This is a genomic window from Rhodococcus erythropolis R138, from assembly GCF_000696675.2.
Classification (GTDB): domain Bacteria; phylum Actinomycetota; class Actinomycetes; order Mycobacteriales; family Mycobacteriaceae; genus Rhodococcus_F; species Rhodococcus_F erythropolis.
Map to the genome: position 1 here is coordinate 5,867,639 of NZ_CP007255.1, position 23,950 is coordinate 5,891,588.

The window sequence follows — 23,950 nt, forward strand, 5'->3', positions numbered from 1 at the left end:
GGCCCATGACCGAGTTACGTTCAGCGTTTCTTCAGCTTCTGATCGTCACACTGCATTCATGCCAGCAACTGTGTCGACCGTGCGAAACGTGGTCACCGAAGTCTTGACCGAGAGCACCACCGCAGAAATTGCGGTTGCCGCAATCGTGGTGGTAGCCGCGCTGTTCGCATTCGGTTCGATCTACCGGGCCTCCAGCGTTCGGTCAACAGCGCTCCGCGCGTCCGGGCTCGCCCTCGCCCTGGTGACGCTCTCGATCCAGGTATATCGAAACGGGTGGTTGACGAGCTTCGACGGGCCGGTGACCGACTGGATGGTCGATCATCGGAGCGGCGCCCTCAACCAGATCGCGGTCGCCGTCACAGATCTCGGTAGCCCGGTCGCCACCGCGCTGCTCGGGATCACCTGCGGAGTGCTCATCTCGTGGCGAGCGCGTTCGGTTGTTCCGGGTTTGATCGTGATCGGAACCGTTGGCGGTGCGGCAGTCGCCAGCACGGTAATCAAAGCGCTCGTCGGTCGCGAACGTCCGCCGACCAACATCCAGGTTCTTCTCGAGACCGGCCACTCGTTCCCGTCTGGTCACGTCACCGGCACAGCAGCGCTGTTCGGCATTGCGGTTCTCGTTGTGAGCGTCGACCGAACACCGTCCGTCAAACGTCTTCTGATGCTGCTCGCCGTGACGGTCACCGTTGTCGTCGCGCTCACTCGCCTCTATTTGGGAGCTCACTGGCTCACCGACGTCGTTGCCGGAGCTGTCCTCGCGACGCTTGCCGTCACTGCGGGTGGAGCAGTCTTCCGGTTCGTCGGCACGCACAACCAGTCCGAATCAACTACTGCTGCAGTGTGCTCTGCAGAACCTTCAGCACTTCACGAGCCGCAGTCGGCCCGGTATTGAGGTAGAAGACGTCGTCGTCGACAGCAACGGCATGGTTGGCAATCACCCCACGTAACTGCGCCCACAACGGCGCGTTGGTCAACGTCGCCGGGTCCCCGCCTTGCACTCCGTAGAAGATCCAATCAGCGTCCGCGACGTTCAACTCTTCCTCACTGATGTCTCGGGAGGTGTCGTCGAATTGCTGCGACTCTGGACGCGTCAGGCCGGCATCCTGGGCGATACTGCCGGTGAACGAAGGAATGCCGAAGATGCGCAAGCGATTTCCGTTCTGGCGGGTGAACGACACTGTCGGCGGCGACGAAAGGGAAGCACCGAGGGCTGCGGCGTCGGCGTTGAACGTATCCAGCAGTGCCGTCGCCTGCTGCGTCTTACCTACCCCGTCGGCAACCAGCAGGAAGTCCTGCTTCCAGTAGACACCGGTCCCCTGCGTTGCCACGGTGGGCGCAATCGCCGAAAGCTGGTCGTACAGCGAATCAGCATCCTTCCCTGCAACATTCATCAAGATCAGGTCAGGATCGAGCTTGACGATCGCTTCGAAGTTCGGTGTGAAGCGCCCACCTGCATCGACGACATCACCTAGCTGGGTGCGGAATTCGGGGTATGCGGCCAACAGGTACGGCGGCACCAGGTCCGCACCGTCACCACGAGTCGAAGCCGCAGGAACGACACCGAGCGATAAAAGCGCATCTGCTTGCCCGGTCGAAATGACGACAACCTTTTCGGGCTGCGATTCGATCGTGGTGTCCCCTTTGAAGTGTGAAACGGTACGAGGGAATTCGCCGTCCGACTTTCCGCTCCCCATTCCAGCCGGGACTTCTCGCGGAGCGACAAACGCAGAGTCCGCCGGAGTCGACGCACTGATGTCAGTGCCTGTGGGCGAGGCGTCGCTCGAGCAGCCACTGAGAGCTGCCACCAATGTCAGTGCGCCGACCAGCATTACACTGCGTGACTTCTGTCCAAAATTCATGATCGTGTCCCGTACGTCGTGAAGCACGACAGCTTCATCTCCCGTCATGGTTAGGTGACCCTACCCTTTGAGGAACTGTAAACTATATCTGTGTCAGATACAGTTTTGGGGCGTGGATCACACGAGGTCGATCGCTACTCTGATCGCGAGCCCACTGCGGAAGAAGCATCGAGATCACTCATCGCTGCGGCGTTCGAATTGCGTCGAGCGCTGCGTGAATACATGGATACGTCGGGTACCGACGCGACTTTGCCAGAGGCACAATCCGAGGTACTTCACGATGTCGCGCACCATCCCGGCACTCGCATCGGGGCCGTGGCCGATCGCCTCTCCAGACGCCCGAACACCGTCAGCACGCTGGTGCGCATCCTCTCCGACAAGGACCTGATCGAGCGGCGACCCGATCCCACAGACGGCCGGGTGAGCACGCTTTTCGTGAAGGACGAGCGAAGCGCGCGCCGGGACCGTCGGTCCGAACTACGCATCGGCGTCCTGGCCCAAGAACTGACAGCCCTCGACGAAGGTGACCTCGACACATTGACCACTGCCATCGGCATCCTCGACCGAGTCAATCGATCACTGCGAGTTCACGCACCGCGATGATGCCACTCAGGTGACTTTCCCACTCTTCTCGTAGACGTCGGCAAAACGCCTCATCTGCTCCGTGATGCCCGTCAGGCTGTACCCCGTACGCAGTTCTACCGAGGCAACCTGGCCCGAAACCACAGCCGGAAGCCTGGTGAACGTCGGCGAATTGAGCTCCGGCGTGTCAGACCACGTCGGCGGAATCAGGAGGAGATCGGCCGGAAAGACGCCCGGCTCTTCCCAACTCGCTGATGCCCAGAAACCGTCCTCGCTGTCCAGCTTCGCGAATTCGACGCCCATCGTTTCGAGAATACTTCCGAGCGGAGTCCATCCCGGCACCGCGTAGTCAAGGCTCGACTCCAACGGAATCGCGTATGCAACAGAGATATTCGTTCGCGATGTGGCCAATTCACGCACCCGGTCACCGAGCGCACTCAACTCTTCCCGTTTTGCCGCGTAGACCGGCGAGGTGTCGGTGCCGCCGATACCCTGAACCAACGAACTGAAGCTGTCCAACGCCGCTTGCGCCCCGTCGGTGATCTCGACACCTGCAATGGGAGCAACCTCTTCGACGCGAGCGATATCGTCGCCCCAGATGCTGCCGAAGTTTCCGCCGTTGTACGAACTCCAGATGTCGATGACCAGATCCGGGTCCACTGCCAGGAGTTTCTCGGCACTGATATCTGTGTCGGTCTCGCTGACATGGGCAATTCCACTGAAGTCGAATGCATTCAACGTGAATTCGTCGAGCCTGGAAAAGCCGATGATACCGACTGGAACGACCCCGTATTCGAGTAGCACCGGCGCGGTGTCCGCCGTCGCCACAATGCGCTCGGGGATCTTGTCGAGCGAAATCTGCTGACCACGCGCATCGACATACGTCCACGCATCACCGTCGGACTTCGCGTCGGTCGTCGAGGTGCCACATGCTGCCAGCGCCGTCGAAAGTGCCACTGCCACAGCCATGAAGATGGCCCTGCTACCGCGTTTCGAACGCGGCGCAACGAAATCGATCACTTCTGCCCCATGCTGTCGAGCGAGTTTCGGGAAACTCCCGAACCCGGAAAGTAAAGTAAGCCTCGCCTACATGGCTAACGGTAGAGCGGATCAGGGGATGACGCAATCGCGGAGTTTTGTCAAAGAATGTCGAAATCGGATCAACGATCCGCGTTCTTTCGAAATGCCATCGGCGTGACACCGGTGGACTGTTTGAAAGCGGCGACGAAACTACTGGGCGTCGAGTATCCGATCTGCTCTGCCACGTCGGCGACCGCAACACCTTGGCCGAGTAGGGACATCGCCACGTTCATCCGAAGCAGTACTCGCCACTGACCGAAACTCACGCCGGTGTCCACCTTGAATCGACGAGCCAAAGTGCTGGTGCTGACGCCGATCTCGTTCGCCCAGTCTCCGAAACTGCGTGGGTCCTCCGGATGGGACAACAGGTCGCGTGCAATCCGCCCGACCGGGCCCGAATCGGGGATCTTCATCGCTCCGCGCTCGTCGCCGGGAACAACGAGGTCGAAGAACACTCGCTCGGCGCGGCGCCTCGCGTCGTCCGACATCTCGCGAGCACTCAGATGCAGAAACAACTCGTAGAGTAGCGGCGTGCCGTGTACCGCAACCGGGCGATCACCGAGCGAAGGCCCCTGCCCTACAGCGCAATACACCGTCAGGAACTGCGCACCCGCGGCAACGCGCACCGAGTGTCGATGCAGTGCCGGTATCCACAGCCCTCGTCCCGGCAACAACGTCCACATCTGGGCGCCCGAGCGAACAACCACAATGCCGGAACGCGGGAACAGAATCTCGTTCGATCGGTGCGCGTGGGTTTCCCATGTCACCGGTTGATCAGCACTCGACGCACCACCCCACAGAACCAAACCTTCGGGCTCGTCGTCTAATTCGTGTTCGGATACCACCAGCTCGTCGCTCGACGGCACGCCCCACCGGAGCCAATCACCGTCGACCTCGGATTTTGTCCGCCTCACGTCTACATCCCTGGATCGACCGTCGTCTGTCCAGGTGACTGTAACCGCTACCCACGCAGAGCAGGTGCGGCAGGAAGTTGATCCCACCGCACCTGACCCCGAGTCGCCGCTCTAGTTCATGTCGTTCGCAATGATGTTCTCGATATTCCGTTCGGCCAGAGCGGTGATGGTGACAAACGGATTGACTCCGACATTGCCCGGAACGAGGGATCCGTCCATGACATACAGTCCCGGGTACTCCGGCAGACGACCGTAGCCGTCGGTCGCCTTGCCAAGCACACAACCGCCGAGGGGGTGGTACGTCAACTGGTCACCCCACGTCTGCACCGGACCGAAGAGGTCGGTCCGGTAGATCGTGCCTTCCTTCTTGTTGATCTTGTCGAAGAGTTTCTTCGCCATGTCGATCGACGGCTGGTTCTGCGAGCGCTGCCAATTCAAACCGACTTTGCCTGTTGCCGAATTGAATTGAAACTGAGCACGTTGCGGATTCTTGGCAATCGCCAAGTACAGGCTGACCCACAGTTCGGTACCGGCTGGGAAGGGCGCGATTTCCGCGAACACAGGAGCCGATGCGTCGGCCCAGTTGTCGATACCCATCACGGGGATCGCCGACTGCTTCGCGCCGGTGGCGTCCCACATGTGATTGGCGCGACCCACCATCACGTTGCCGTTGTGCCCCCATTCCTGCCCAACCGCACCCGGCAAATTCGCCAGCTGCCCTTGTGCTTTCATCGCGACCAGGAGCTTGCTTGTACCGATACTGCCGGCCGCGAAGAAGACCTTGTCCGCCGTCACCGTCTTGGTGCCGACGGTGTTGCCCTGCTCGTTGATCTGGTTCATCACCACTTGATAGCCACCACCGGTCGCGGCCGGCGCAACCGAGGTCACGACGTGCAGCGCCGAGATCGTGAGCTTGCCGGTGGCGGACGCCGCAGCGAGGTATGTCTTGTCCAGAGACTTCTTTCCCGCGTTGTTGCCGTAGATGACCTCACTCACCAGGGCAGACTTGGTGACCTGACCAGCAGCTTCCTGCTTCATGTAGTTGAAGTCGTAGACATTCGGAACGAATGTTGTTGTGTAACCGGATCTCTCAGCGGTCTTTCGGCCGGTTCGTGCAAACTTGTAGTACTCGGTCGACTCGAACCAGGCCGGGTCGATGTTGTTGACCCCGAGCGCAGCGTTGGCCCGCGGGAAGTACGTCGAGTACATCTCGTTGGAATCGACCCCGGGCAGGATCTCTTCGAAGTAGTTGCGCTTGGGTGTGACGGCCATGCCGCCGTTGACCAGCGACCCGCCGCCGACCCCTCGGCCTTGGTAGACCTTGATCCCGCCGAAGTCCTCGGCGTCGAGAACGCCGACGTAGCGGCTGATGTTCTTGTCCACCGAGCCGCCGGAGAAGTGCGAAACCGGTTGAACTGTACGGTCTCTGAGCCAGAAGGAACGTCCGTCAGGTGAGAGCATCGGGCAGAAGACCTTGCCGTCGGACCCCGGTGTGGTCCACGACTTCCCCATCTCGACCATGTGTGTGTCGATGCCGGCCTGCGTCAGCCGAAGTGCCGCAACGGCTCCGCCGTACCCGCTGCCGATCACGAGCGCAGGGACACGGTCTCCGTCGCTCAATGCTCGCCTGGGCGCAGCGGCGGCCGTAGTCCACGAGGACGAGAGCGCAGCGGCGCCCACAGCTAATCCTGTTGCTGCCAAGAAGTTTCTACGCGAGAGCGTGGAATTGGTACGTGCGTGCCGTTCGTTGGATCCAGCGCGAATGCTCAAGTGTGCCCTTCTCTTTCCGTGACCCCCGCGCTGAGATATACCGGGAGAAACCGAACGAGAAGTCCATACTCGTGGGTAACTTCGAGGAACCGTTGATTTTCCATGAAAAGGGCCGATGAACAGAAAGTTCACCGGCCCTCCGAAAGAACGAGTCAGGGAAGAGAGATGCGCCCTTCGACGGCGCCGAGTCCGATGTCCGTGCGGAAATGACCGCCGGGAAGCTTGACGTCGGCGATCTTTGCGTAGGCGTCGTCACGCGCTTCGGTCAGATCCTTGCCCACTCCGACAACACTCAGCACACGCCCGCCGGCCGAGACGACGGCTCCGTCTTCACGCTTCTTCGTACCCGCATGCAGGACTCCGTCAGCGTCGGCTCCGGTGATCACGTCGCCGGTGCGGGGGGTCGCCGGATAGTTCTCGGCAGCAATCACGACCGTGACAGCGGAACCGTCGCGCCACTGCAACGGACCGACCGAATCGAGTGTTCCGGTCGATGCCGCATTGAGTAGACCGCCCAGCGGCGTTTCGAGGAGAGCAAGCACGGCCTGAGTTTCGGGGTCACCGAATCGGCAGTTGAATTCGACGACGGCCGGGCCGTCGACACCGATCGCGAGTCCGGCGTAGAGAAGGCCGGAGAAACTGCTACCGCGTGCGACCAACTCGGCAGCGACGGGCTTGACGACGTCGTCGATGATCTGCGTGACCATCTCGTCTGGCAGCCACGGCAAGGGTGTGTACGCGCCCATGCCGCCGGTGTTGGGTCCGGAGTCTCCGTCGCCGACGCGCTTGTGGTCCTGAGCCGGGAGCAGCGGGATCACGGTTTCACCGTCGACGAGGCAGAAGAGCGAAACTTCCGGACCGTCCAGGAAGGATTCGAGGAGAACCGGGTGCCCGGTCTCGAGCAGTTCAGCGGCATGATCGCGCGCGGCGAGACGATCCGTCGTGACGACTACGCCCTTGCCCGCGGCCAGTCCGTCGTCCTTGACCACCCAGTTGGGACCGAAGCGGTCGAGTGCTTCGTCGAGCTTGGCCGGATTGTCGACGATCTCGCTGTGAGCGGTCTTGACGCCGGCGACAGCCATCACGTCCTTGGCGAAAGCCTTCGATCCCTCGATGCGGGCGGCGTCGGCCGAAGGCCCGAAGCAGGCGATACCTGCTGCGCGCACCGCGTCTGCAACACCGAGAACCAGCGGAACCTCGGGTCCGATGACGACGAGGTCGGCTTCGACCTTCTGGGCCAGCGCGGTAACCGCGTCACCAGAAGCGACGTCGACGGGGTGCTGCTCGGCGATTTTTGCGATCCCGGCATTGCCAGGCGCGCAGATCAGGGCCGTGACACCTGGATCGCGAGCAAGAGAGAGAAGGAGGGCATGTTCACGGGCTCCGGAGCCGATTACTAGTACGCGCACGGGGAACAGACTACGGCCTGCGATAACAGCGCTCTCGGAGTGCCACTGACGGGGCCAAGGTCCCAGCGTTCGACCTTTGTGCGAAATATCCGTTTCGAGATGAGATCATATGAATACCTGAATAGGTGAACAGATGTTTTCGGACACCTGTCCACCAAGGAAAGGACACCCGTGAAACTCCATAAACCAGGCGTTCTGACGCTCACCGCAACCGCCGCAATCGGCGCACTTCTGATCACGTCGTGCAGTAGCCCGACTGGCACCGACTCCTCGGGCAACAACGACGGCCTGGTCTTGGCCGACGGCTACGAACTGGGCGGCTACAACCCGGTCGCAGGGTTCGGCGCTGCCGGTGAGGCCAAGATGTACGACGGTCTCGTCCGGCTCACCGGAGGCACCGGTATGCCGGGATTCGAGCCGTCTCTGGCCGCGGAGATGCCCACGGCCAACGCCGACGCGACAGTCTGGACGGTCAAACTCCGCGACGGGGTCACCTTCTCCGACGGATCGACCTTCGACGCCGCCGACGTGGTTGCCACGTACAAGGCGATCCTCGATCCCGCTTCCGCCTCCGAAGCGCGGTCGTCGTACGACATGATCAGCGACGTCGTGGCCGTCGACGACAGCACAGTCGAGTTCCGCCTCGCCTACTCGTATGCCCCACTGCTGACGAAGATGCTGATCGGCATGGTTCCATCGGAGTCCCTCGCGACACCCGGGCTTGCCGCCGAATCGCCGTTGAACACCGCACCGGTTGGTACGGGTCCGTACACACTCGTCGACCTCTCACCGGATCGAGCGGTCTTCGAGGCGAACGAGAACTACTGGGACGGTGCGCCGGAGATCAAGAAGCTCACTCTCCTCTATGTTCCTGACGACAACACCCGCGCCCAACGTATGGCGTCCGGCGAGATCGACGGAACCAATCTCCCTCCACTGCTTGCCAATACGTTCTCAGGCAAGGACAACATGTCCGTGACGGCCCATCAGTCAGCAGACTGGCGCGGGCTCTCACTCCCGACGAACAATCCCGTGGCAGGCGACAAAGCCGTGCGGATGGCGCTCAACCTCGCCGCCGATCGCCAGTCGATGATCGACAACGTCCTTGGCGGACACGGCCGCGTCGCCGCCACTCCGATCCCCGAGGTCTACGGCGATTCGTACAACCCGAACGCAACCTTCGCCTACGACCCGACCCAGGCCGAGCGAATACTCACCGAAGCGGGCTGGATCGAAGGTGCCGACGGAATCCGTTCGAAAGACGGTCAGCGGGCACAGTTCACGATCATGTACAACTCCGTCGACACCGTTCGACGCGATCTCGCTCAGGCATTTGCCTCCGACGCTCTCGCTGTCGGCATCGAGGTGGACCTCGAAGCACTCTCCTGGGACCGCATAGACCCTCGCATCAACCAGGATTCGACGCTTCTCGGTGGCGGCGACGAACCTTTCGACCCCGACACACAGGCGTACGACGCGCTGAACTCGAAGTACATCGCGCCCGGGGTCGGCAGCATCTACGACAACGCCAGTGACTACTCCAATCCAGCAGTCGACGCCGGCTTGGAAGTAGGACGCCGCAGCCTGGATCAGGCAACGCGTGATGCCGCGTATCGCGACGTACAGCAGGCGTACGTCGAAGATCCCGGATTTGTCATCCTCGTATTCCTCGACCATACGTACGTGTCGAAGGATTCCGACTGGCAGATGTCCGGACCGGTACTCGAACCACACTCACACGGTGTGACCTGGGGTCCATGGTGGTCACTGCAGACGTGGGCCCGAGGGCAATGACAGCGGTCGACGTTCGGCCAGACGCGGGGCCGACACGGGGCCACCGTGACAACTCCCGCCGAAAGGCCATCCTCACGATGGTCGGTCGGCGGGTGTTGTTCATCGTGCCGGTCATCGCCGTGGTGTCCGCGGGACTCTTTGCAGCCGCCGCGATCTCACCGTTCGATCCACTGGTCGGCTACCTCGGCACGCGATACATGACGACAAGCGACGCGGACAAAGCGTTGATCGCCGACCAGATGGGTTTCGACAACCCCTGGTACAGCACGTACTGGAATTGGCTCCAGGGTGTGTTCACCGGCGATCTCGGGATCTCCAGATCGTTCAATCAGCCTGTTTCCCAAGTCATCTTCGAACGTCTGCCATGGACCTTGCTGCTGGTCGGGATCTCACTCCTCATCGCGATTCTCGCCTCGCTGACACTCGGTGTTCTCGCCGGAATCCGCAGTGGAGGATTCCTGGACAAGACCGTGTCAGGGCTGAGCGTCGTAGTCCAAGGACTTCCGCCGTTTGTCTTGTCGCTGGGTGCCATCGCGCTCTTCGCGTTGACTCTCGGCTGGCTCCCGGTCGCCGGACTGACCGACGGGGGCGCCGATCCCACACCGGGACAGGTGATCCGGCACTTGGTCCTACCGGTGACGGTGCTCGCCATTTCGCAAATGCCGTGGCTCCTACTTGCGGTCCGAGAGTCCGTCGTGGGTTCGAAAAGTGAGGGATTTGTCGCCGGCGCGGTAGCACGCGGTATCCCGACGCCGACCATCACGAAGCGCCACATACTGCCCACATCACTGGCACCTTTCGTCAACATCGTCGGCGTGCGGTTGCCCGAGCTGATAGTCGGGGCAGTGCTGGTGGAAGAGGTGTTCAGTTGGCCGGGGATCGCCGGCGCCATCGTCTCGTCAGCCCGTGACCTCGACATGGCACTGCTCGCGTTCCTCACCGTCGGTACGACATTGACGGTCATGCTCGGCTCACTGCTTGCCGACGTCCTCGTTGCAGTCCTCGACCCGAGAGTGAGTACCGATGGCTGAACGACGCTTCAAGATCGCCCTAGGCGTGCTGATCCTCGTTGCGCTGTACGCGGCGTTGGTCCCATGGTTGGCCGACGTCGACGACCGAGTCACAGACTTCTCGGCGGCTCGCCTGGCTCCGTCGTTCGATCACCCGTTCGGAACTGACTCGGCGGGCCGAGATCTATTCGTGCGCATAGCTGCAGGCATCAGAACCTCACTTCTGATCGCACTCGCCTGCGCGCTGCTCGCCACGGTGATCGGCGTCGCCGTCGGCACTACGGCCGGACTGGTCGGCGGCTGGGTGGACAGGTTCGTCATGCGCGGCACCGATGCCGTCAACGCACTCCCCCACCTGTTGCTCGGCATCGTCATCGTCGCGATGTTCCGTGGAAGCATTGCCGCCATCGTGCTTTCGATCGCACTGACCCACTGGACCCAAGTGGCCCGGATCATCCGCTCAGAGATCTTGAGTCTGCGCGAGCGTCCCTACATCGACGCCGCCATTCTCGCGGGAGCAAGTCGACGTCACGTGATCATGCGCCACCTCGTGCCGGCGACGGCGCCACAGGCTTTGATCGCAGTCGTTCTCCTGCTGCCCCACGCCGTCTGGCACGAATCGACGTTGTCCTTCCTTGGTTTCGGTCTGCCCCCGCACAAACCCAGTCTCGGGACGCTTCTCGAAGAGGCACGCAGTTCTCTGCTCCTCGGCGGTTGGTGGACTCTTGCATTCCCCGCCGCAGTCCTCGTGATCGCCACCGTCGCTGTTGCAGTTGCCGGTTCGGCCCTGCGGTCGATGCTCACGCCCCCTCGACCTTCGGAGCTACGACTGTGAAACGCGGCCTACGCATCGAATCCCTCACCGTCAGGATCCCTTTGCCCGGAGGATCCGTAGTCCACGCTGCGAGCGACATCGACCTCGACGTTCCAGCCGGCACGGTGACCGCACTTGTCGGGGAATCCGGGTGTGGCAAGTCGATCATCGCCACCTCGGTCATGAACATGTTGCCGCCGAATGCTTCTCGAACCGGAACGGTCACCGTCGGTACAGCGGACCTCGAGATCGACGTCTTCTCCGGCACCGCGTTCCGTGGACGTCACGTGGCTCTCGTTCCACAATCCGCCGCAACACATCTCACCCCCGTCCGGACTGCGCGATCGCAACTACAGGAGACGATCGACGCACTCGGCAGCGATCACACTTGCGACGCCTTGGCACTTCGCGTCGGACTCGAACCGTCGGCCCTGGACTGTTACCCGCACGAACTGTCGGGCGGCATGGCGCAACGCGTTGCCATTGCCGGTGCGCTGGCCGGGAATCCATCGGTGATCGTCGCAGACGAACCCACCGCCAACCTCGACCGCGAACTCACCGACCACGTCATGGGATTACTTCGAGAGTGCGCTGACTCCGGGGCGGCTGTCCTGCTCATCACCCATGACCTTGCATCACTCACCCGCAGCGATGTCGCGGATCGACTTGCCGTCATGTACGCATCACGCATCATGGAAACCGGTCCGGCGGCTCTGGTGTTCCAAGATCCGCTTCACGACTACACCCGAGACCTGCTCGGCGCCTTGCCATCCCGAGGCTTGACTCCTATGCCCGGATCACCACCGCAACTCACCGATCTCCCCGATGACTGCGTCTACCACTTACGACGCCCGGAGTCGAAACAATCCGGTGGCCCGACCGAACTGGTCACACTGGGTGACCGCACGTACCGAACGCTGCGGAAGGTGGGCTGACATGAGTTTGCAAGCTCTGGGAATTACCAGCGGTTACCACCGCAACCGGCCAGTTCTCGAGAACGTCTCGCTCAAAATTCCGCCGGGAAGGCTGATCGGCTTGACTGGGCCTTCTGGCACCGGAAAATCAACACTTGCAAGGATTCTCGCCTCGTTGGATGCACCATGGTCAGGCGAGGTGCGAATCGACGGATCACCCGTCGTGGGTACCAAATTCTCGGTATCCGCGGCACTGCGCGGGACGGTGTCCATGCTGTTTCAGTCACCTCGCGCATCAACCGACCCTCGGCAGACGCTCGCCTCGATCATCGGTCAACCCGGCGATATTGCCGGTAGGACAATCGATGTGGTCGCACTGGCAGCAGAAGTGGGCCTCACTCCCGATCTCTTGTCCCGTAGACCCCACCAGGTGAGCGACGGCCAACTGCAGCGCGCCTGTCTAGCGAGATCGCTGGCGCAACAACCGAAATACCTCATCTGCGACGAGGCGACGGCGATGCTCGACGCCGCCACGACGGCCGCGCTCATTCGGTTGATCGAGAGTCGCGCCTCCGAAACCGGCGTCGGCGTATTACTGATCAGCCATGATCGCGAATTGCTCGGCGCCTGCTGCGACGCGGTCCACGACCTCGACAGTATTAGCGCTTAGCCCCTGCGAAATCCACCCTTGACTCGAACGGATGTTCGAGTATGATTCGGGGAGGGGATCGGGGGATTCAATGAGTGTCTATCTGTCGGACGTGGTTTCGGGTTCTGCGGTGGGGTTGCGCGGACGCCTGTGGCAGCTGTCTGCTTCTGAGTTGCGTGCAGCCGCTATCGAGGCGAGTGCGGAGATTCTTCGTCTCGAGGCTGTGCGGGTGGCGGTGGTGGACGAGTTGTCGATGCGGCCGGATGATCAGGTGATCGCCAGCCGCGGTGTCGGTTCGTGGTTGGCGGCGAACACGATGCTGCAAATCCGGGACGGGAAGAAGATCGCCGCCCTCGGTGCAGCGCTACGCCCGCTTCCGGCAGTGGCGGCCCGATTCGATGACGGGGACTGCTCGTTCGATCATGCCGTGTTGATCGTGGCGTTCTGCGAATCACCGCCGAAGGGGATGCCGGACGAAGCGCTCCCTCGCTGTATCGACTTGTTGTTGGCTGCGGCATCCGGTGTGGAGGCGACGACCACGAAGGTGCGGAGTGTTATCGCGACCTTGGAGCGAATCTTCGAGTCCGATGAGATTCCGCCCGCGGAAGATGTGGATCGGAATGAGTTGCGGATCGCGTCGACGTTGAATGGTCGGGTGGTGGTGCGCGGAGATTTCGATGCTCTCACCGGTGAAATGTTGTTGTCGGCGTTGTCGAATCTGACGATGCCCACCCCGGCACCGGATGGAACTCCGGATTCTCGGTCTGCGGCGAAACGCACGGCGGATGGGTTCACGGAACTGATCCGCCGCTATCTGGACTGCGCGAAGACCGGTACGGATGGTGGTCAGCGTCCGCACGTGAACGTGCACATCAACGCGCGTGATTTGGCGGAGCATCGGGACTGCGCCGCCGCACCCTCGCCCGATGGTGGTGGAGTGGCTGTGTCGGATCTCGATGTCGGGCACATGCCCTGGCTGGGGCCGCTGTCGGTATCCCAGACCAGACTCCTCGGTTGTGATTGTTTCCTGTCGACTGTTCTGCTCGATGATCACGGCGCGCCGCTCGATGCGAAACCCGGGAAACGGTTGGTCACCGCGGAGCAGCGAGTGGCGTTGATCGCCCGAGACAAGGGCTGCGCCTTCCCGGGCTGCACATGTGTGCCGGCGTGGACGGATGCGCACCATATTCGGCACTGGGCGAACGGCGGCCCGACGGTGATGAACAACCTTGTCCTGCTGTGCCGTTCACATCACCGATTGATGCACCGCAAGTCCGGATTCGTCGGGAAATGGGTGATCCGCATCGGGGTCGACAACAAACCCTGGTTCATCCCACCACCCTCGATCGACCCGCAGCAGCACCCGCGGCCGGCGAACACCACCTTCAAGACCTGAGGACGAACCTCAGGCATATAACTTCACGCCAGGTCCGCATCGGGGGGAGCACCTCCGATGCGGACCTGGCGTGCGTTCATGTTGGTCAGCCCCCAACCGTCAAGTCGTAGAGGGTTACTCCGTCCACCGTTGTGGCGGTGAAGTTTTCGGTCACCCACGTCGAGATGGCGGTAGCGGTGCCTTCGGCGTTCATACCGCCACCCATCCCACCGCCGGCGATGAAGAAGTGAATCTTGCCCTCTGACACGTACTGCTGGAACTGCGCGAGCGTCGGGGACGGATCACTCCCGTTGAACCCTCCGATAGCCATGACCGGTGACTGCGTCGCAAGCTGATAACCCGATGCGCTGTTGGACCCGATTGCCGCGGCTACCCACGTGAACTGGTCGGAGTTCTCTTCGAGTGTGGACACGACCGCGGCTCCCGGTGTGCTGCCCTGAAGCAAACCACCGGCTGCGCCGCCGCCCATTGCACCCCGCGTTCCGTCGGTGGTCGATGTGGTGGTACCCGGAGCTGTTGCACCACCGGGCATCTGACCCATTCCGGCAGGGGGCGTTCCCGGCGTTCCGGTCCCTGCCCCGTCAGTCCGACGGTTCCCGCCGTCAGCCGTGCCGCCGAATCCGCCAAATCCTCCGCGGCCACCGCCGGGCCCGCCCATTCCACCTTCGACGCTCGGTCCGGCCGAAACTATGGAACCGGTATGCGGAGTGTTGATCGTGTCGATCGCGTACGCAGTCGGACCCGCCAGACCGGTGAAGATCGCCGCGAGAATCACTGCCACAGCCAATCGACCTCGCGTCGCTGCCGGAATCAGCACTGCCACGGCTGTGACGATGCCGACGACCAGAATCGCCCAGCGAAGCCACGGTACGAACGAAGGCGAGCGTCCGAGCAGTACCCACGCCATCGCGACGGTTGCGGCCAACGACACTGCCAGAACGAGGCGAACCCAGAGGACGTCACGATGACGCCAAGCGAATACGGATCCTGAACCGATCAGTGCGGCGATCGCCGGCGCCAGCGCAACGGTGTAGTAAGCGTGGAAGATTCCCGCCATGAAACTGAAGGTCAATCCGGTCACCAACAGCCACAGTCCCCAGACGATGAATGAAGCGCGCTGTGTGTCAGCGCGGGGAGCCCTGCCTCGCAGCACGATTCCAGCCACCAGAAGTATCAGTGCAGCAGGAATCAACCAGGCAATCTGTCCGCCCTGGGCAGATTCGAACAGTCGGGTAATGCCGGTACTCCCCCACATACCGCCACCGGCGCCACCACCTGGTGCCATGCCTCCCGCTGCCATACCGCCTGCGGCCTCGCCCATTCCGGGGAAGCCTCCCGCAGCAGCACCGGCCGCAGCATCACCAGCACCGCGCATTCCGCCGCCGCCGACGCTTCCGGTCTCGTTGCCGCTCAAGCGTCCGAGCCCGTTGTAGCCGAGTGTCAGTTCGAGAATCGAATTGTTCTGCGAACCACCGATCCACGGACGTGAGTCGGCCGGCCACAGTTCGACGATTGCCAACCACCATCCGGCGGAGACGATCAGTCCGCCCAGTGCCGCGAACAGTTGGAGTACGCGCTTACCCAGTTTCGGCGGTCCGGCGATCAGATAGGTGAGCGCCAGCGGTGGAACTACCAACATGACCTGTAATTGCTTTGTCAGGAAACCGAATCCGCAGAAGATACCGACCAACACCAGCCAGCGGGTGCGACCGTCCTGCACGGCGCGCATCATCGCCCACACTGCTGCGATCATCAGGAGCACCAGCAGGGCATCCGGGTTGTTGAACCGGAACATCAGCGCCGCTACGGGTGTGAGCGCAAGTACCAAGCCGGCGAGGAGGCCGGCGGCCGCACCGAAATACCGTCGAACCGTTCCCCACAACAGCGCAACCGATCCGACCCCGAGGAGTGCCTGCGGCACCAACATCGCCCAGGAATTGAGTCCGAAGATGCGAACCGACAGCGACATCAACCACAGGGACATCGGTGGCTTGTCGACGGTGATCGAGTTGGCAGCATCCGACGAACCGAAGAAGAAGGCCTTCCACGACACCGAACCTGCTTGGACCGCAGCAGCATAGAAGGAGTTGGCCCATCCGGACGCGCCCAGGCCCCAGATGTAGGCCACTCCGGTGCCCACCAACAACACTCCGAGCGCCCACGGTTCCCAGCGCACCTGACGCTGCGGTTCCGGCGCAGGCAGCGGCGCGGCGAGTGTCTCTGCAGTGGCGGTCATCGATTGGCTCCTACGGATTGTGCAGTGCGAAAAACCCAGCGCAGCGCGATGAATCGGCTCACTGTGGCAACAAGATTGGCAATGACGAGTACGGCAAGCTCCACGTGCTTGGACGCGTCGGGCGCCATGACGTCGAGAACGAACAACGATCCGCTGGTGAGCAGTAGACCGAACCCGAACACGAGCAGCCCCTGCATCTGGTGACGGGCGGATCCTTCCGACCCGCGGATCCCGAAGGTGAAGGCTCGATTGGCGGCGGTGTTGAACACTGCCGTCACCAGCAATGAGACGGCATTGGCCCACTGCGCCCCCATCACCGAGTGCAGTGCGAGGTAGAGCAGCGCGTACGCGAGTGTCGAAATGACTCCCACCACGGCAAAGCGCGAGAGCTGCCCGACCATTCCTCGCGGAACTCCGGGAACCAGTGGTTCACGTCCGAAACTCGCCCTGAGCTCGGCCAAGGGAAGGGAACCGGTCGACAGTGCTCGCCCGACGCGGACCACACCTTTGAGGTCGGCAACTGCGGTGGCAATGATGTCCACCCGACTGTCCGGATCGTCCACCCAGTCGACGGGGACCTCGTGAATCCGCATGCCCGCTCGCTCGGCCAGCACAAGCAATTCGGTGTCGAAGAACCACCCGGTGTCCTCCACCAGCGGAAGTAGTTGCCGCGCAACATCGACTCGCATGGCTTTGAACCCGCACTGGGCGTCGGAGAAGCGAGCATGCAGTGCGCTTCGGAGGATGAGGTTGTAGCTACGTGAGATGAACTCACGCTTGGGGCCACGTACCACGCGCGACGAACGTGCCAACCGGGAACCGATGGCGATGTCCGAGTGGCCGGAGAGCAGCGGAGCAATCAACGGCATCAGGGCATTGAGATCGGTGGAGAGGTCGACGTCCATGTACGCGACCACGTCGGCATCGGAGTCGCTCCACACCTGCCGCAGTGCTCGACCACGGCCCTTCGCATCCAGGTGGACGACCCGGACGTCGTCGAATTCTTCGGCGAGGGAACGCGCGAGCGCCAACGTGCCGTCGACACTGGCGTTGTCCGCGATGGTAATTCGTGCAGAGAATGGCACCTGTGTGCGTAAATGCCGGCGCAGGCGCCGCACGCACGTCTCCAGGCCTGCCTCTTCGTTGTATACCGGGACGACCACGTCCAGCACTAAAGTCGTCGCGGAAAGCTCCCCTGCGTCCGTGCTGCCCGCGGTCTGCATGGCTTCTGTCGTCATGCGTCCTAGATTTGTCGGGCCGGCTCCGACGAACCTGCGTCCAGCCTGGGAGTTTCCTGGCAACCGGACGCGGGCTAATCTCGGGGTATGCCTTCAGTCTTCAGCGCCATCATCAACGGAGATCTACCAGGACGTTTCGTGTGGGAGGACGACGACGTTGTCGCGTTCCTGACCATCGCGCCGGTAACGCAGGGCCACGTACTCGTGGTACCGCGAGCCGAGGTCGATCAGTGGCAGGACGTGGATCCTGAACTCTTTGCCAAAGTCACCGCGGTTGCCCGCACCCTGGGTCAGGCTGTGCGGAAGGCGTTCGACGCGCCTCGGGCGGGTCTCCTCATCGCAGGTCTGGAAGTTCCGCATCTTCACGTTCACGTCTTCCCCGCATACGACATGGGGAACTTCGACATCAGTGGCGCCGATACTTCGCCGTCACCCGAATCTCTCGACGAGGCGCAGACCAAACTCAAGTCGGCGCTACGCGACCTCGGCTTCGAGTCAACTGTCTCGACTCGTTGATCGCGTACCTTCGACCGAATTTCGCTGGCCGATAACTGGACTCCCCGCCGCAGCCTCCAACGAAGGTTGCGGCGGTCGCATTTGTCACTCCTACCGACCGTGACCTGCGATTGCACACCGAACAGTCCGTTTCGCGCTGTCGCGCGAGCACGAGATTCGCTGCTACCGTGGGGCGCTGGTCCGGGACCTAGGGCCCTAAAACTGGTTCACGTGTTAACAGTCGGAGGACAAGGGAGCAATGCAGGAACGTGCCAAGATCAGTCGCCGACAGATTCTTCAAGGCGCTGCTGATCGGTTCGAAGTCACGGGGTACGGCAGCACGAGCATGAATGACATCGTGTCCGCGGCGCAGATGACCAAGGGCGCGGTCTATTTCCACTTCTCGTCCAAAGACGAATTGGCTCAGGCGGTCATCGAAGAACAGCACCAGATGTCGATCACTGCCTTCACCGCAGTTGCAGCCACGGGCGCACCGGCACTGGAGCAGCTCGTCATGGTGTGCCACGAGATGGGCCGCCAACTCGTCGCGGACCCGATTGTTCGTGCGGGAGTCCGACTTACCCTCGAATTGGCCTCTGCCGACGGTTCGCAAGGCCCGTACGTCGTGTGGATCCGCGAGCTTCGAAAACTGGCCGAGGCCGCGAAGCTCGAAGGCGACATCCGCGACGACGTGGAGCCGGAATCGGTGGGTCGCGTGGCGATCTCGGCATTCACCGGCGTTCAACTGGTTTCGAACGTGCTCACCAGACGAAGCGATTTGAACGACCGTATCGACGAATTGTTCACCATCCTGTTGGCAGGCGTGGTCTCGGACAAGCGTCGGACCGACGTCGCCGAACTGGTCGGACGTCGCCTCGAAACTTATGCGTCCTGACCCCCGCAACACCCTGACCCCCGCAACACCCTGACCCCCGGAACACCCTGACCCCCGGAACACCCTGACAATCGGTTGATTCGGCGTATCAGCACCGAACCGTGCGCCAACCTTCGTCGATTCGTACAAGACCCCCCGTCGTCGACTCACTATCGTCAGATCCACGAATAACCCAGATATACGGATACCGACGAAAGGGCTTCTCGAATGACCGAAACCGCCACGTACGTTGAGAGCGCACAGCAGGAGATCGCTGCTGTACTCGCCGAAGCGAAGACCGATGCGTTCGTCCACGCACGCGACATCGATTCCGGCGAAGAGTTCGGCTACGGCGCTGACGAAGGTGTCATCCTCGCCTCCGTTTTCAAGATTCCTGTTGTACTCCAGTACGCCCGTGAAGTAGCGGCCGGCACCCTTGATCCGACCGAGCACGCCACGGTAACCGCCGAGTTCCGCTCCGGCGGCATCGGTATCGGCGGCTGCGCCGACGACGTCACCGCAAGCTGGCGAGATCTCGCTCTGCTCATGATGAGCTTCAGCGACAACGCCGCCACGGATTTCCTGTACGAACGCCTCGGACTCGACAACATCGTCGCAACGCTGCGCGGGCTCGGTTTGGAGAAGACCAACTTGGTCCGTGACTGCCGTGGTCTGTTCAAATCGGTCTACGACGACCTCGGTGTCGACAAGGGCACCTTGCTGGAAATGCCGCCCATCGAAATTCTTCGGACAATTTCCGTCATGGATCCGGCCCGTTCCAACTCCAGCACTCCTCGTGAGATCACAATGTTGCTGGCTGCAATCTGGAGGGACGAAGCCGGCCCCGCATCAGCCTGTGAAGAAGTCCGAACCATCATGAGCAAGCAGGTCTGGCCGCATCGCCTTTCGTCCGGTTTCCCCGACGAGGTCACTGTCGCCGCCAAGACCGGAACGCTGGGATTGGTACGAAACGAAGCCGGCGTCGTGGCGTACCCGGACGGCAAGCGTTACGCCGTCGGTGTCTTCACCAAGTCCCACGAGCTCACCCACCGCGCCCCGAAGATCGACGCCTCCATCGGAACCGTCGGCCGCATCGCTGTCGAAGCACTTCGCAACAACAGCTGATCTGAACCCACTGACAAAGAATGCGGGTCGCGCTGAGAAATCAGTGCGACCCGCATTTTTCGGCTTTCGAGCTAGCGTGGACCGCGCAGACGAAGATGCACCATCAACCGGAAGCGGACGTTGGGATCGTCCAGATCCAACGCGGCCATACCCTTCAACTTGCTGAGACGATACCGAAAGGTGTTGGGGTGTACGTGCAATGACGCCGCGGCGTCACCGACGTCACCGAAGGCGTTGAGCCACGCATCGAGGGTGTCGACGAACGAGGTCGCATGAGCTGCGTCGTGGCTGGCGATCGCCTCGATGGGTCCGAGGTCCGAGAACCCTTCGGCTGCAGCTTCCGACGCGATCTCCAACAGGATGGCATCGACGTGGACGCTGCTGAAGGTGGCGACGCTGCCCGACGCTCGTCCCGCCAACAACACTTCGAGGGCATGTTCGGCGTCGCGCTTCGATCGGCTCAGCTGCGCCGGTCTGGTCACGACCCGGCCGATCCCGATGATCGTGTCGCCGGACGCTCCGGTTCGGTCCAGGAAGTCCGAGGCCACACGGAACGCCTGTAGCTCGGCTTCTGCCGGGGAATGCCCTCGCACCGACAGCACCGCGTAGCCGGTTCCGTTGACCAGAGCAGCAGCCGACTGCGAATGGACCGCGCCCAGGTGCATGGCCAGAGCGTCGGTCAGCCGCACCACGTGGGCTGCGTCGTCCGGCTTCGACGATCCTTCGAAAGACCTGCGGCCCAATGCCATCACGAGTGCGGGACCGGTCCCGAGGCCGAGGCGATTCATCGCGTCGACCGCACCGGATCCACCGTCGAGAAGGGTTGCGATCAGGTCTGCGCGCAGTCGACGCTCGGCGTCGGCGCCGCCGCGCAACCGCAACATCTGCAGTGCAATCAACCCGGCCGAATCGCGCAGTGCACGCATCCGGTCCTCGGACATCGGCTCACCGGTTGCCACCCACATGGAGCCGAGGAACTCGTCGCCGGCTCTGATGGACACGGCGATACGACCCATTTTTGTACCGAGGGTCTCGGCCGAAACCCACACCGGATCATCGCTGCGATAGAGCCGGTCGAAGACTCCCGCTTCTTCGAGCACTCGAATGTACTGGTCAGGAACTTGGCGCTCCAGCACGGTCGCGATACGTGGACCGTCACCTTCTTCCTGACGTCCGGAGAAGGCGATGACCCGTGAGCTTCGGTCCTCGATCGTGATCGGCGCATCCAGAAGTGCGCTGACGGCGTTGGCGAAAGCGAACAGATCGCCGGCCGGTCCACCTCCGCGCGAGTGGATGTGCCCGACTTCGTTCCGTGCCGAGAGCACCGAATGAAGCAGGCTTGTGAGCTGAACCCACGAAACTCCACGCGCCAAGGTCAATACGACAACGCCGGAGGAGATGATGGATTCACGGTCGGCATCGCTGACCTCGGTGGTCACTCGGGCGACCACCACGCGTACTCCGCGCTCGGCCAGGCCGGCCACGGACTCCGCGATACGTTCGCCTCCGGTGATGCCGACGAGCAGCACCATGGAGTCCGGTGTCGAGGGTGAGTCGTCGTCGGGGTCGTGAATGACCACCGAGGCGATCTCCTGGACCGCCTCCGGGTCGCCGACAACCGGGTTCAGCACCGTAGTTCCCACGTCTTCGAGAAGCCGCACCAAACTGATGCGAGGTCGTACGGTGCCCACGTCTATCACTCCTTCGTCCTGTGAACGAAGTGTGTCATAGTGATTCGTCAAAGCCGATCCATGCCGATCCATTCGACCGACGTGGTGATTGCTTCGAGCAGGTCAGGGATCGGTTCGACGCCGATGCCCGGCCCTTCCGGAACCTTCACGTAACCGTTGTCGAGTACGAACGGCTCGGTGATGTCTTCGGCGAAGTACCGGTCGGAAGCCGACGTATCGCCTGGTAGGACAAATCCGGGGAGCGCGGCAAGGGCGACGTTGGCAGCCCTGCCGATTCCGGTCTCGAGCATTCCGCCGCACCACACGGCAATTCCGTTGGCCTTGCAGACGTCGTGGATACGACGCGATTCCAGATAACCGCCCACACGTCCCGGTTTGATGTTCACCACGCTGCACGCACCGATTGCCAGCGCGTCGGCGGTGACCTTCGCGGAGGTGATCGACTCGTCGAGGCAGACCGGCGTCCGCATCATCTCGGCCAGCCTGGCGTGGCCACGCAGTTCCTCTTCGGGAAGCGGCTGCTCGATCAGCAGGAGGTCGAAGTCGTCGAGCCGCTGGAGATGGCGCGCGTCAGCCAGGGTGTACGCGGTGTTCGCGTCGACCTGGAGGAGTACGTCGTCGCCGAACCTCTCGCGGACTGCGCGAACCGGCTCGATGTCCCAGCCCGGTTCGATCTTCAGTTTGATGCGCAGGTATCCGGCGTCGAGGAACCCGGCTACCTCTTCGAGCAGTTCGTCGATCGAATTCTTGATACCCACCGAAACACCCGCGGGTACGCGATCGACTACTGCACCCAGGTACGAAGACATGCTCGTCCCGGCGGCCCGTAACTCGGCGTCGAGAAATGCGGTTTCCAGTGCCGCTTTGGCCATGGGGTGTCCGGCGAACTGTTCCATCGCCGCGCTCAGGGCATGCACGTCGGGATCGGTGAGTTCGCCCAGAGACGGAATCAGGAACTTACGAAGGACTTCGGCGGCGCCGTCCGTGTATTCGGAGCAGTAGCGAGGCTCGGACATCGCAACGCACTCGCCCCAGCCCGCCGACTCCGAGGTGACCACCTTGACGAACAACACGTCCTTGGTGGTCTCCGTGCCGAACGAGGTTCGGAACGGCGCCTTCAACGGCATTGCTGCCCGGCGTAATTCAACTCCGTCGATCTTCACGATGTGACCTCCGCTGTTGTCCTGCCTGCCTGTGTTCCCGGCGCACGGTCCAGTACATATTTTCCGGTCCTGGTGACTGCGAGAACCACTCCGTTCTCGGCGAGCACACCCCCGAGAGTCTCGCGGACTGCCAGGCGCCAGTCGTTCGCTGCCGCCGGGTCCGACTTACGCAGTGTGTACACGTCATTCGGTGTAGCCACCGTGACGAATCGATTCTTGGTCGACTTCAACACGGGCAGGCCGGCTTCGGAGATCGACAACAGTTCACTCGCTCCCAACGACTCGGGAGTCGGGACCTCTCCCGAACCGGCGACGACGTCGGAAACCTTGCTGCTACCGATTTCCCAGTCGATCAGCAATCGGTCGCTGTCTGCGCCGCCGTTGAGACTGTCGTTCATCGGCGCGTAGAAACGCGGCAGATACTGGATCGGGAACGCACCGAGTTTCGAGACGTTGAAGTAGGCATTGCGAGCGACGAGCGGGTCGAAAGTCCACCGCACGTGGAGAATTCCTCGTTCCAGTGCCCACGCTCGCTGGAACAGTTTCAACGCGAGGCCGATGTGCCCGTTCTGCACGTTCGGCAGGATCCCCGTGATGTGTGAATGCAACGAACGATGTTGCGGTTCCTCGAAGAATGCAACCGAGCCGCCGATCAGATCTCCGCCACGAAAAGCGCCGGCGACGTAGTTACCGGAGTGCGCGAGCGCTTTCATCATGTCCCGATGGACGGGAGGGTTGCCGCTCTCCGGCTGCCATACCTTCTCGAACAGACCGAATACCTGTTCCAACTCGGCATGCCCGGTGACGGTTTCGATAGTCACACATGCAAGCAGAGCGGCTTGCTCGGCCTGGCTGATTGCTTGCCGCATCCGTGAAGGCGATACACCTCCGAATGGTTGAACGGTCTTGCGTTGGACATTGTTCGGCGACGTCATCG

General features: G+C 62.1%; 21 protein-coding genes. 11 read left to right on the forward strand and 10 right to left on the reverse strand.

Translation table 11 applies throughout. The features are described from left to right. Positions 1-58 precede the first annotated feature (58 nt). On the forward strand, positions 59-892 hold the full coding sequence (locus tag H351_RS26960) for a phosphatase PAP2 family protein (RefSeq protein ID WP_244891403.1): 834 nt from the start codon (positions 59-61) through the stop codon (positions 890-892). Here H351_RS26960 and H351_RS26965 read toward each other — a convergent pair. Beyond that, positions 828-1,907, reverse strand: coding sequence for an ABC transporter substrate-binding protein (locus H351_RS26965; protein ID WP_244891404.1), 1,080 nt, complete (start codon positions 1,905-1,907; stop codon positions 828-830). The two genes, H351_RS26960 and H351_RS26965, sit on opposite strands and share 65 nt — an antisense overlap. A gap of 42 nt (positions 1,908-1,949) precedes the next feature. Here H351_RS26965 and H351_RS26970 point away from each other — a divergent pair, with 42 nt between their 5' ends. Next, complete coding sequence (locus H351_RS26970) at positions 1,950-2,462, forward strand: MarR family winged helix-turn-helix transcriptional regulator (protein WP_029254546.1); 513 nt, start codon at positions 1,950-1,952, stop codon at positions 2,460-2,462. A 6-nt stretch (positions 2,463-2,468) separates the two neighbouring features. Here H351_RS26970 and H351_RS26975 read toward each other — a convergent pair whose 3' ends face one another. From H351_RS26975 to purD, 4 genes are all read right to left on the reverse strand, one after another. Continuing rightward, a complete protein-coding gene (locus H351_RS26975) occupies positions 2,469-3,461 on the reverse strand; it encodes a substrate-binding domain-containing protein (RefSeq protein ID WP_244891405.1) in 993 nt (330 codons plus the stop codon). Between the two features lie 140 nt (positions 3,462-3,601). Beyond that, positions 3,602-4,435, reverse strand: a complete 834-nt coding sequence (locus H351_RS26980) for a helix-turn-helix domain-containing protein (protein ID WP_029254544.1) — start codon at positions 4,433-4,435, stop codon at positions 3,602-3,604. 111 nt (positions 4,436-4,546) lie between these two features. Beyond that, a complete protein-coding gene (locus tag H351_RS26985; protein WP_029254543.1) occupies positions 4,547-6,205 on the reverse strand; it encodes a GMC oxidoreductase in 1,659 nt (552 codons plus the stop codon). A gap of 152 nt (positions 6,206-6,357) precedes the next feature. Beyond that, positions 6,358-7,614, reverse strand: a complete 1,257-nt coding sequence (gene purD / locus H351_RS26990) for a phosphoribosylamine--glycine ligase (RefSeq protein ID WP_020906353.1) — start codon at positions 7,612-7,614, stop codon at positions 6,358-6,360. Between the two features lie 171 nt (positions 7,615-7,785). Between purD and H351_RS26995 the strand changes: the two genes are divergently transcribed. From H351_RS26995 to H351_RS27020, 6 genes are all read left to right on the forward strand, one after another. Further along, a complete protein-coding gene (locus H351_RS26995) occupies positions 7,786-9,408 on the forward strand; it encodes an ABC transporter substrate-binding protein (protein WP_051636451.1) in 1,623 nt (540 codons plus the stop codon). Continuing rightward, on the forward strand, positions 9,405-10,439 hold the full coding sequence (locus H351_RS27000; protein ID WP_029254541.1) for an ABC transporter permease: 1,035 nt from the start codon (positions 9,405-9,407) through the stop codon (positions 10,437-10,439). The genes H351_RS26995 and H351_RS27000 overlap by 4 nt, the downstream gene beginning before the upstream one ends. After that, positions 10,432-11,253, forward strand: coding sequence for an ABC transporter permease (locus H351_RS27005; RefSeq protein WP_020906350.1), 822 nt, complete (start codon positions 10,432-10,434; stop codon positions 11,251-11,253). The genes H351_RS27000 and H351_RS27005 overlap by 8 nt, the downstream gene beginning before the upstream one ends. Beyond that, entirely contained in the window at positions 11,250-12,167 is a 918-nt protein-coding gene (locus tag H351_RS27010) for an oligopeptide/dipeptide ABC transporter ATP-binding protein (protein ID WP_021333102.1), read from the forward strand. The genes H351_RS27005 and H351_RS27010 overlap by 4 nt, the downstream gene beginning before the upstream one ends. 1 nt (position 12,168) lies before the next feature. Next, on the forward strand, positions 12,169-12,816 hold the full coding sequence (locus H351_RS27015; RefSeq protein ID WP_029254540.1) for an ABC transporter ATP-binding protein: 648 nt from the start codon (positions 12,169-12,171) through the stop codon (positions 12,814-12,816). Between the two features lie 70 nt (positions 12,817-12,886). After that, the gene (locus H351_RS27020) at positions 12,887-14,191 is read left to right on the forward strand and encodes an HNH endonuclease signature motif containing protein (protein ID WP_059016385.1); all 1,305 of its coding nucleotides are present in this window, start codon (positions 12,887-12,889) and stop codon (positions 14,189-14,191) included. A gap of 85 nt (positions 14,192-14,276) precedes the next feature. Here H351_RS27020 and H351_RS27025 read toward each other — a convergent pair whose 3' ends face one another. Next, positions 14,277-16,427, reverse strand: a complete 2,151-nt coding sequence (locus tag H351_RS27025; protein WP_029254539.1) for a glycosyltransferase family 39 protein — start codon at positions 16,425-16,427, stop codon at positions 14,277-14,279. Then, positions 16,424-17,665 carry a bifunctional glycosyltransferase family 2/GtrA family protein gene (locus H351_RS27030; RefSeq protein WP_029254538.1) on the reverse strand — a complete coding sequence of 414 codons (1,242 nt, stop codon included), beginning with the start codon at positions 17,663-17,665 and terminating at the stop codon, positions 16,424-16,426. Before H351_RS27030 ends, H351_RS27025 begins: the two co-directional genes overlap by 4 nt. 87 nt (positions 17,666-17,752) lie before the next feature. Between H351_RS27030 and H351_RS27035 the strand changes: the two genes are divergently transcribed. The 3 genes from H351_RS27035 (at position 17,753) to H351_RS27045 (ending at position 20,159) form a co-directional block, all read left to right on the forward strand. After that, positions 17,753-18,181: an HIT family protein gene (locus H351_RS27035; protein WP_021342963.1), complete on the forward strand. Its 429-nt coding sequence runs from the start codon at positions 17,753-17,755 to the stop codon at positions 18,179-18,181. Between the two features lie 238 nt (positions 18,182-18,419). Then, a complete protein-coding gene (locus H351_RS27040) occupies positions 18,420-19,055 on the forward strand; it encodes a ScbR family autoregulator-binding transcription factor (protein ID WP_019747034.1) in 636 nt (211 codons plus the stop codon). Between the two features lie 207 nt (positions 19,056-19,262). Beyond that, on the forward strand, positions 19,263-20,159 hold the full coding sequence (locus H351_RS27045) for a serine hydrolase (protein WP_020906342.1): 897 nt from the start codon (positions 19,263-19,265) through the stop codon (positions 20,157-20,159). A gap of 71 nt (positions 20,160-20,230) precedes the next feature. Here the strand turns inward: H351_RS27045 and H351_RS27050 are convergent, their stop codons facing one another. The 3 genes from H351_RS27050 to H351_RS27060 are packed head-to-tail and all read right to left on the reverse strand — an operon-like array spanning position 20,231 to position 23,948. Then, on the reverse strand, positions 20,231-21,850 hold the full coding sequence (locus H351_RS27050) for a PucR family transcriptional regulator (RefSeq protein WP_020968527.1): 1,620 nt from the start codon (positions 21,848-21,850) through the stop codon (positions 20,231-20,233). A 47-nt stretch (positions 21,851-21,897) separates the two neighbouring features. Continuing rightward, positions 21,898-23,013, reverse strand: coding sequence for an o-succinylbenzoate synthase (gene menC / locus H351_RS27055; RefSeq protein ID WP_029254537.1), 1,116 nt, complete (start codon positions 23,011-23,013; stop codon positions 21,898-21,900). Beyond that, the gene (locus H351_RS27060; protein WP_003945514.1) at positions 23,010-23,948 is read right to left on the reverse strand and encodes a GNAT family N-acetyltransferase; all 939 of its coding nucleotides are present in this window, start codon (positions 23,946-23,948) and stop codon (positions 23,010-23,012) included. Before H351_RS27060 ends, menC begins: the two co-directional genes overlap by 4 nt. Positions 23,949-23,950: the final 2 nt, after the last annotated feature.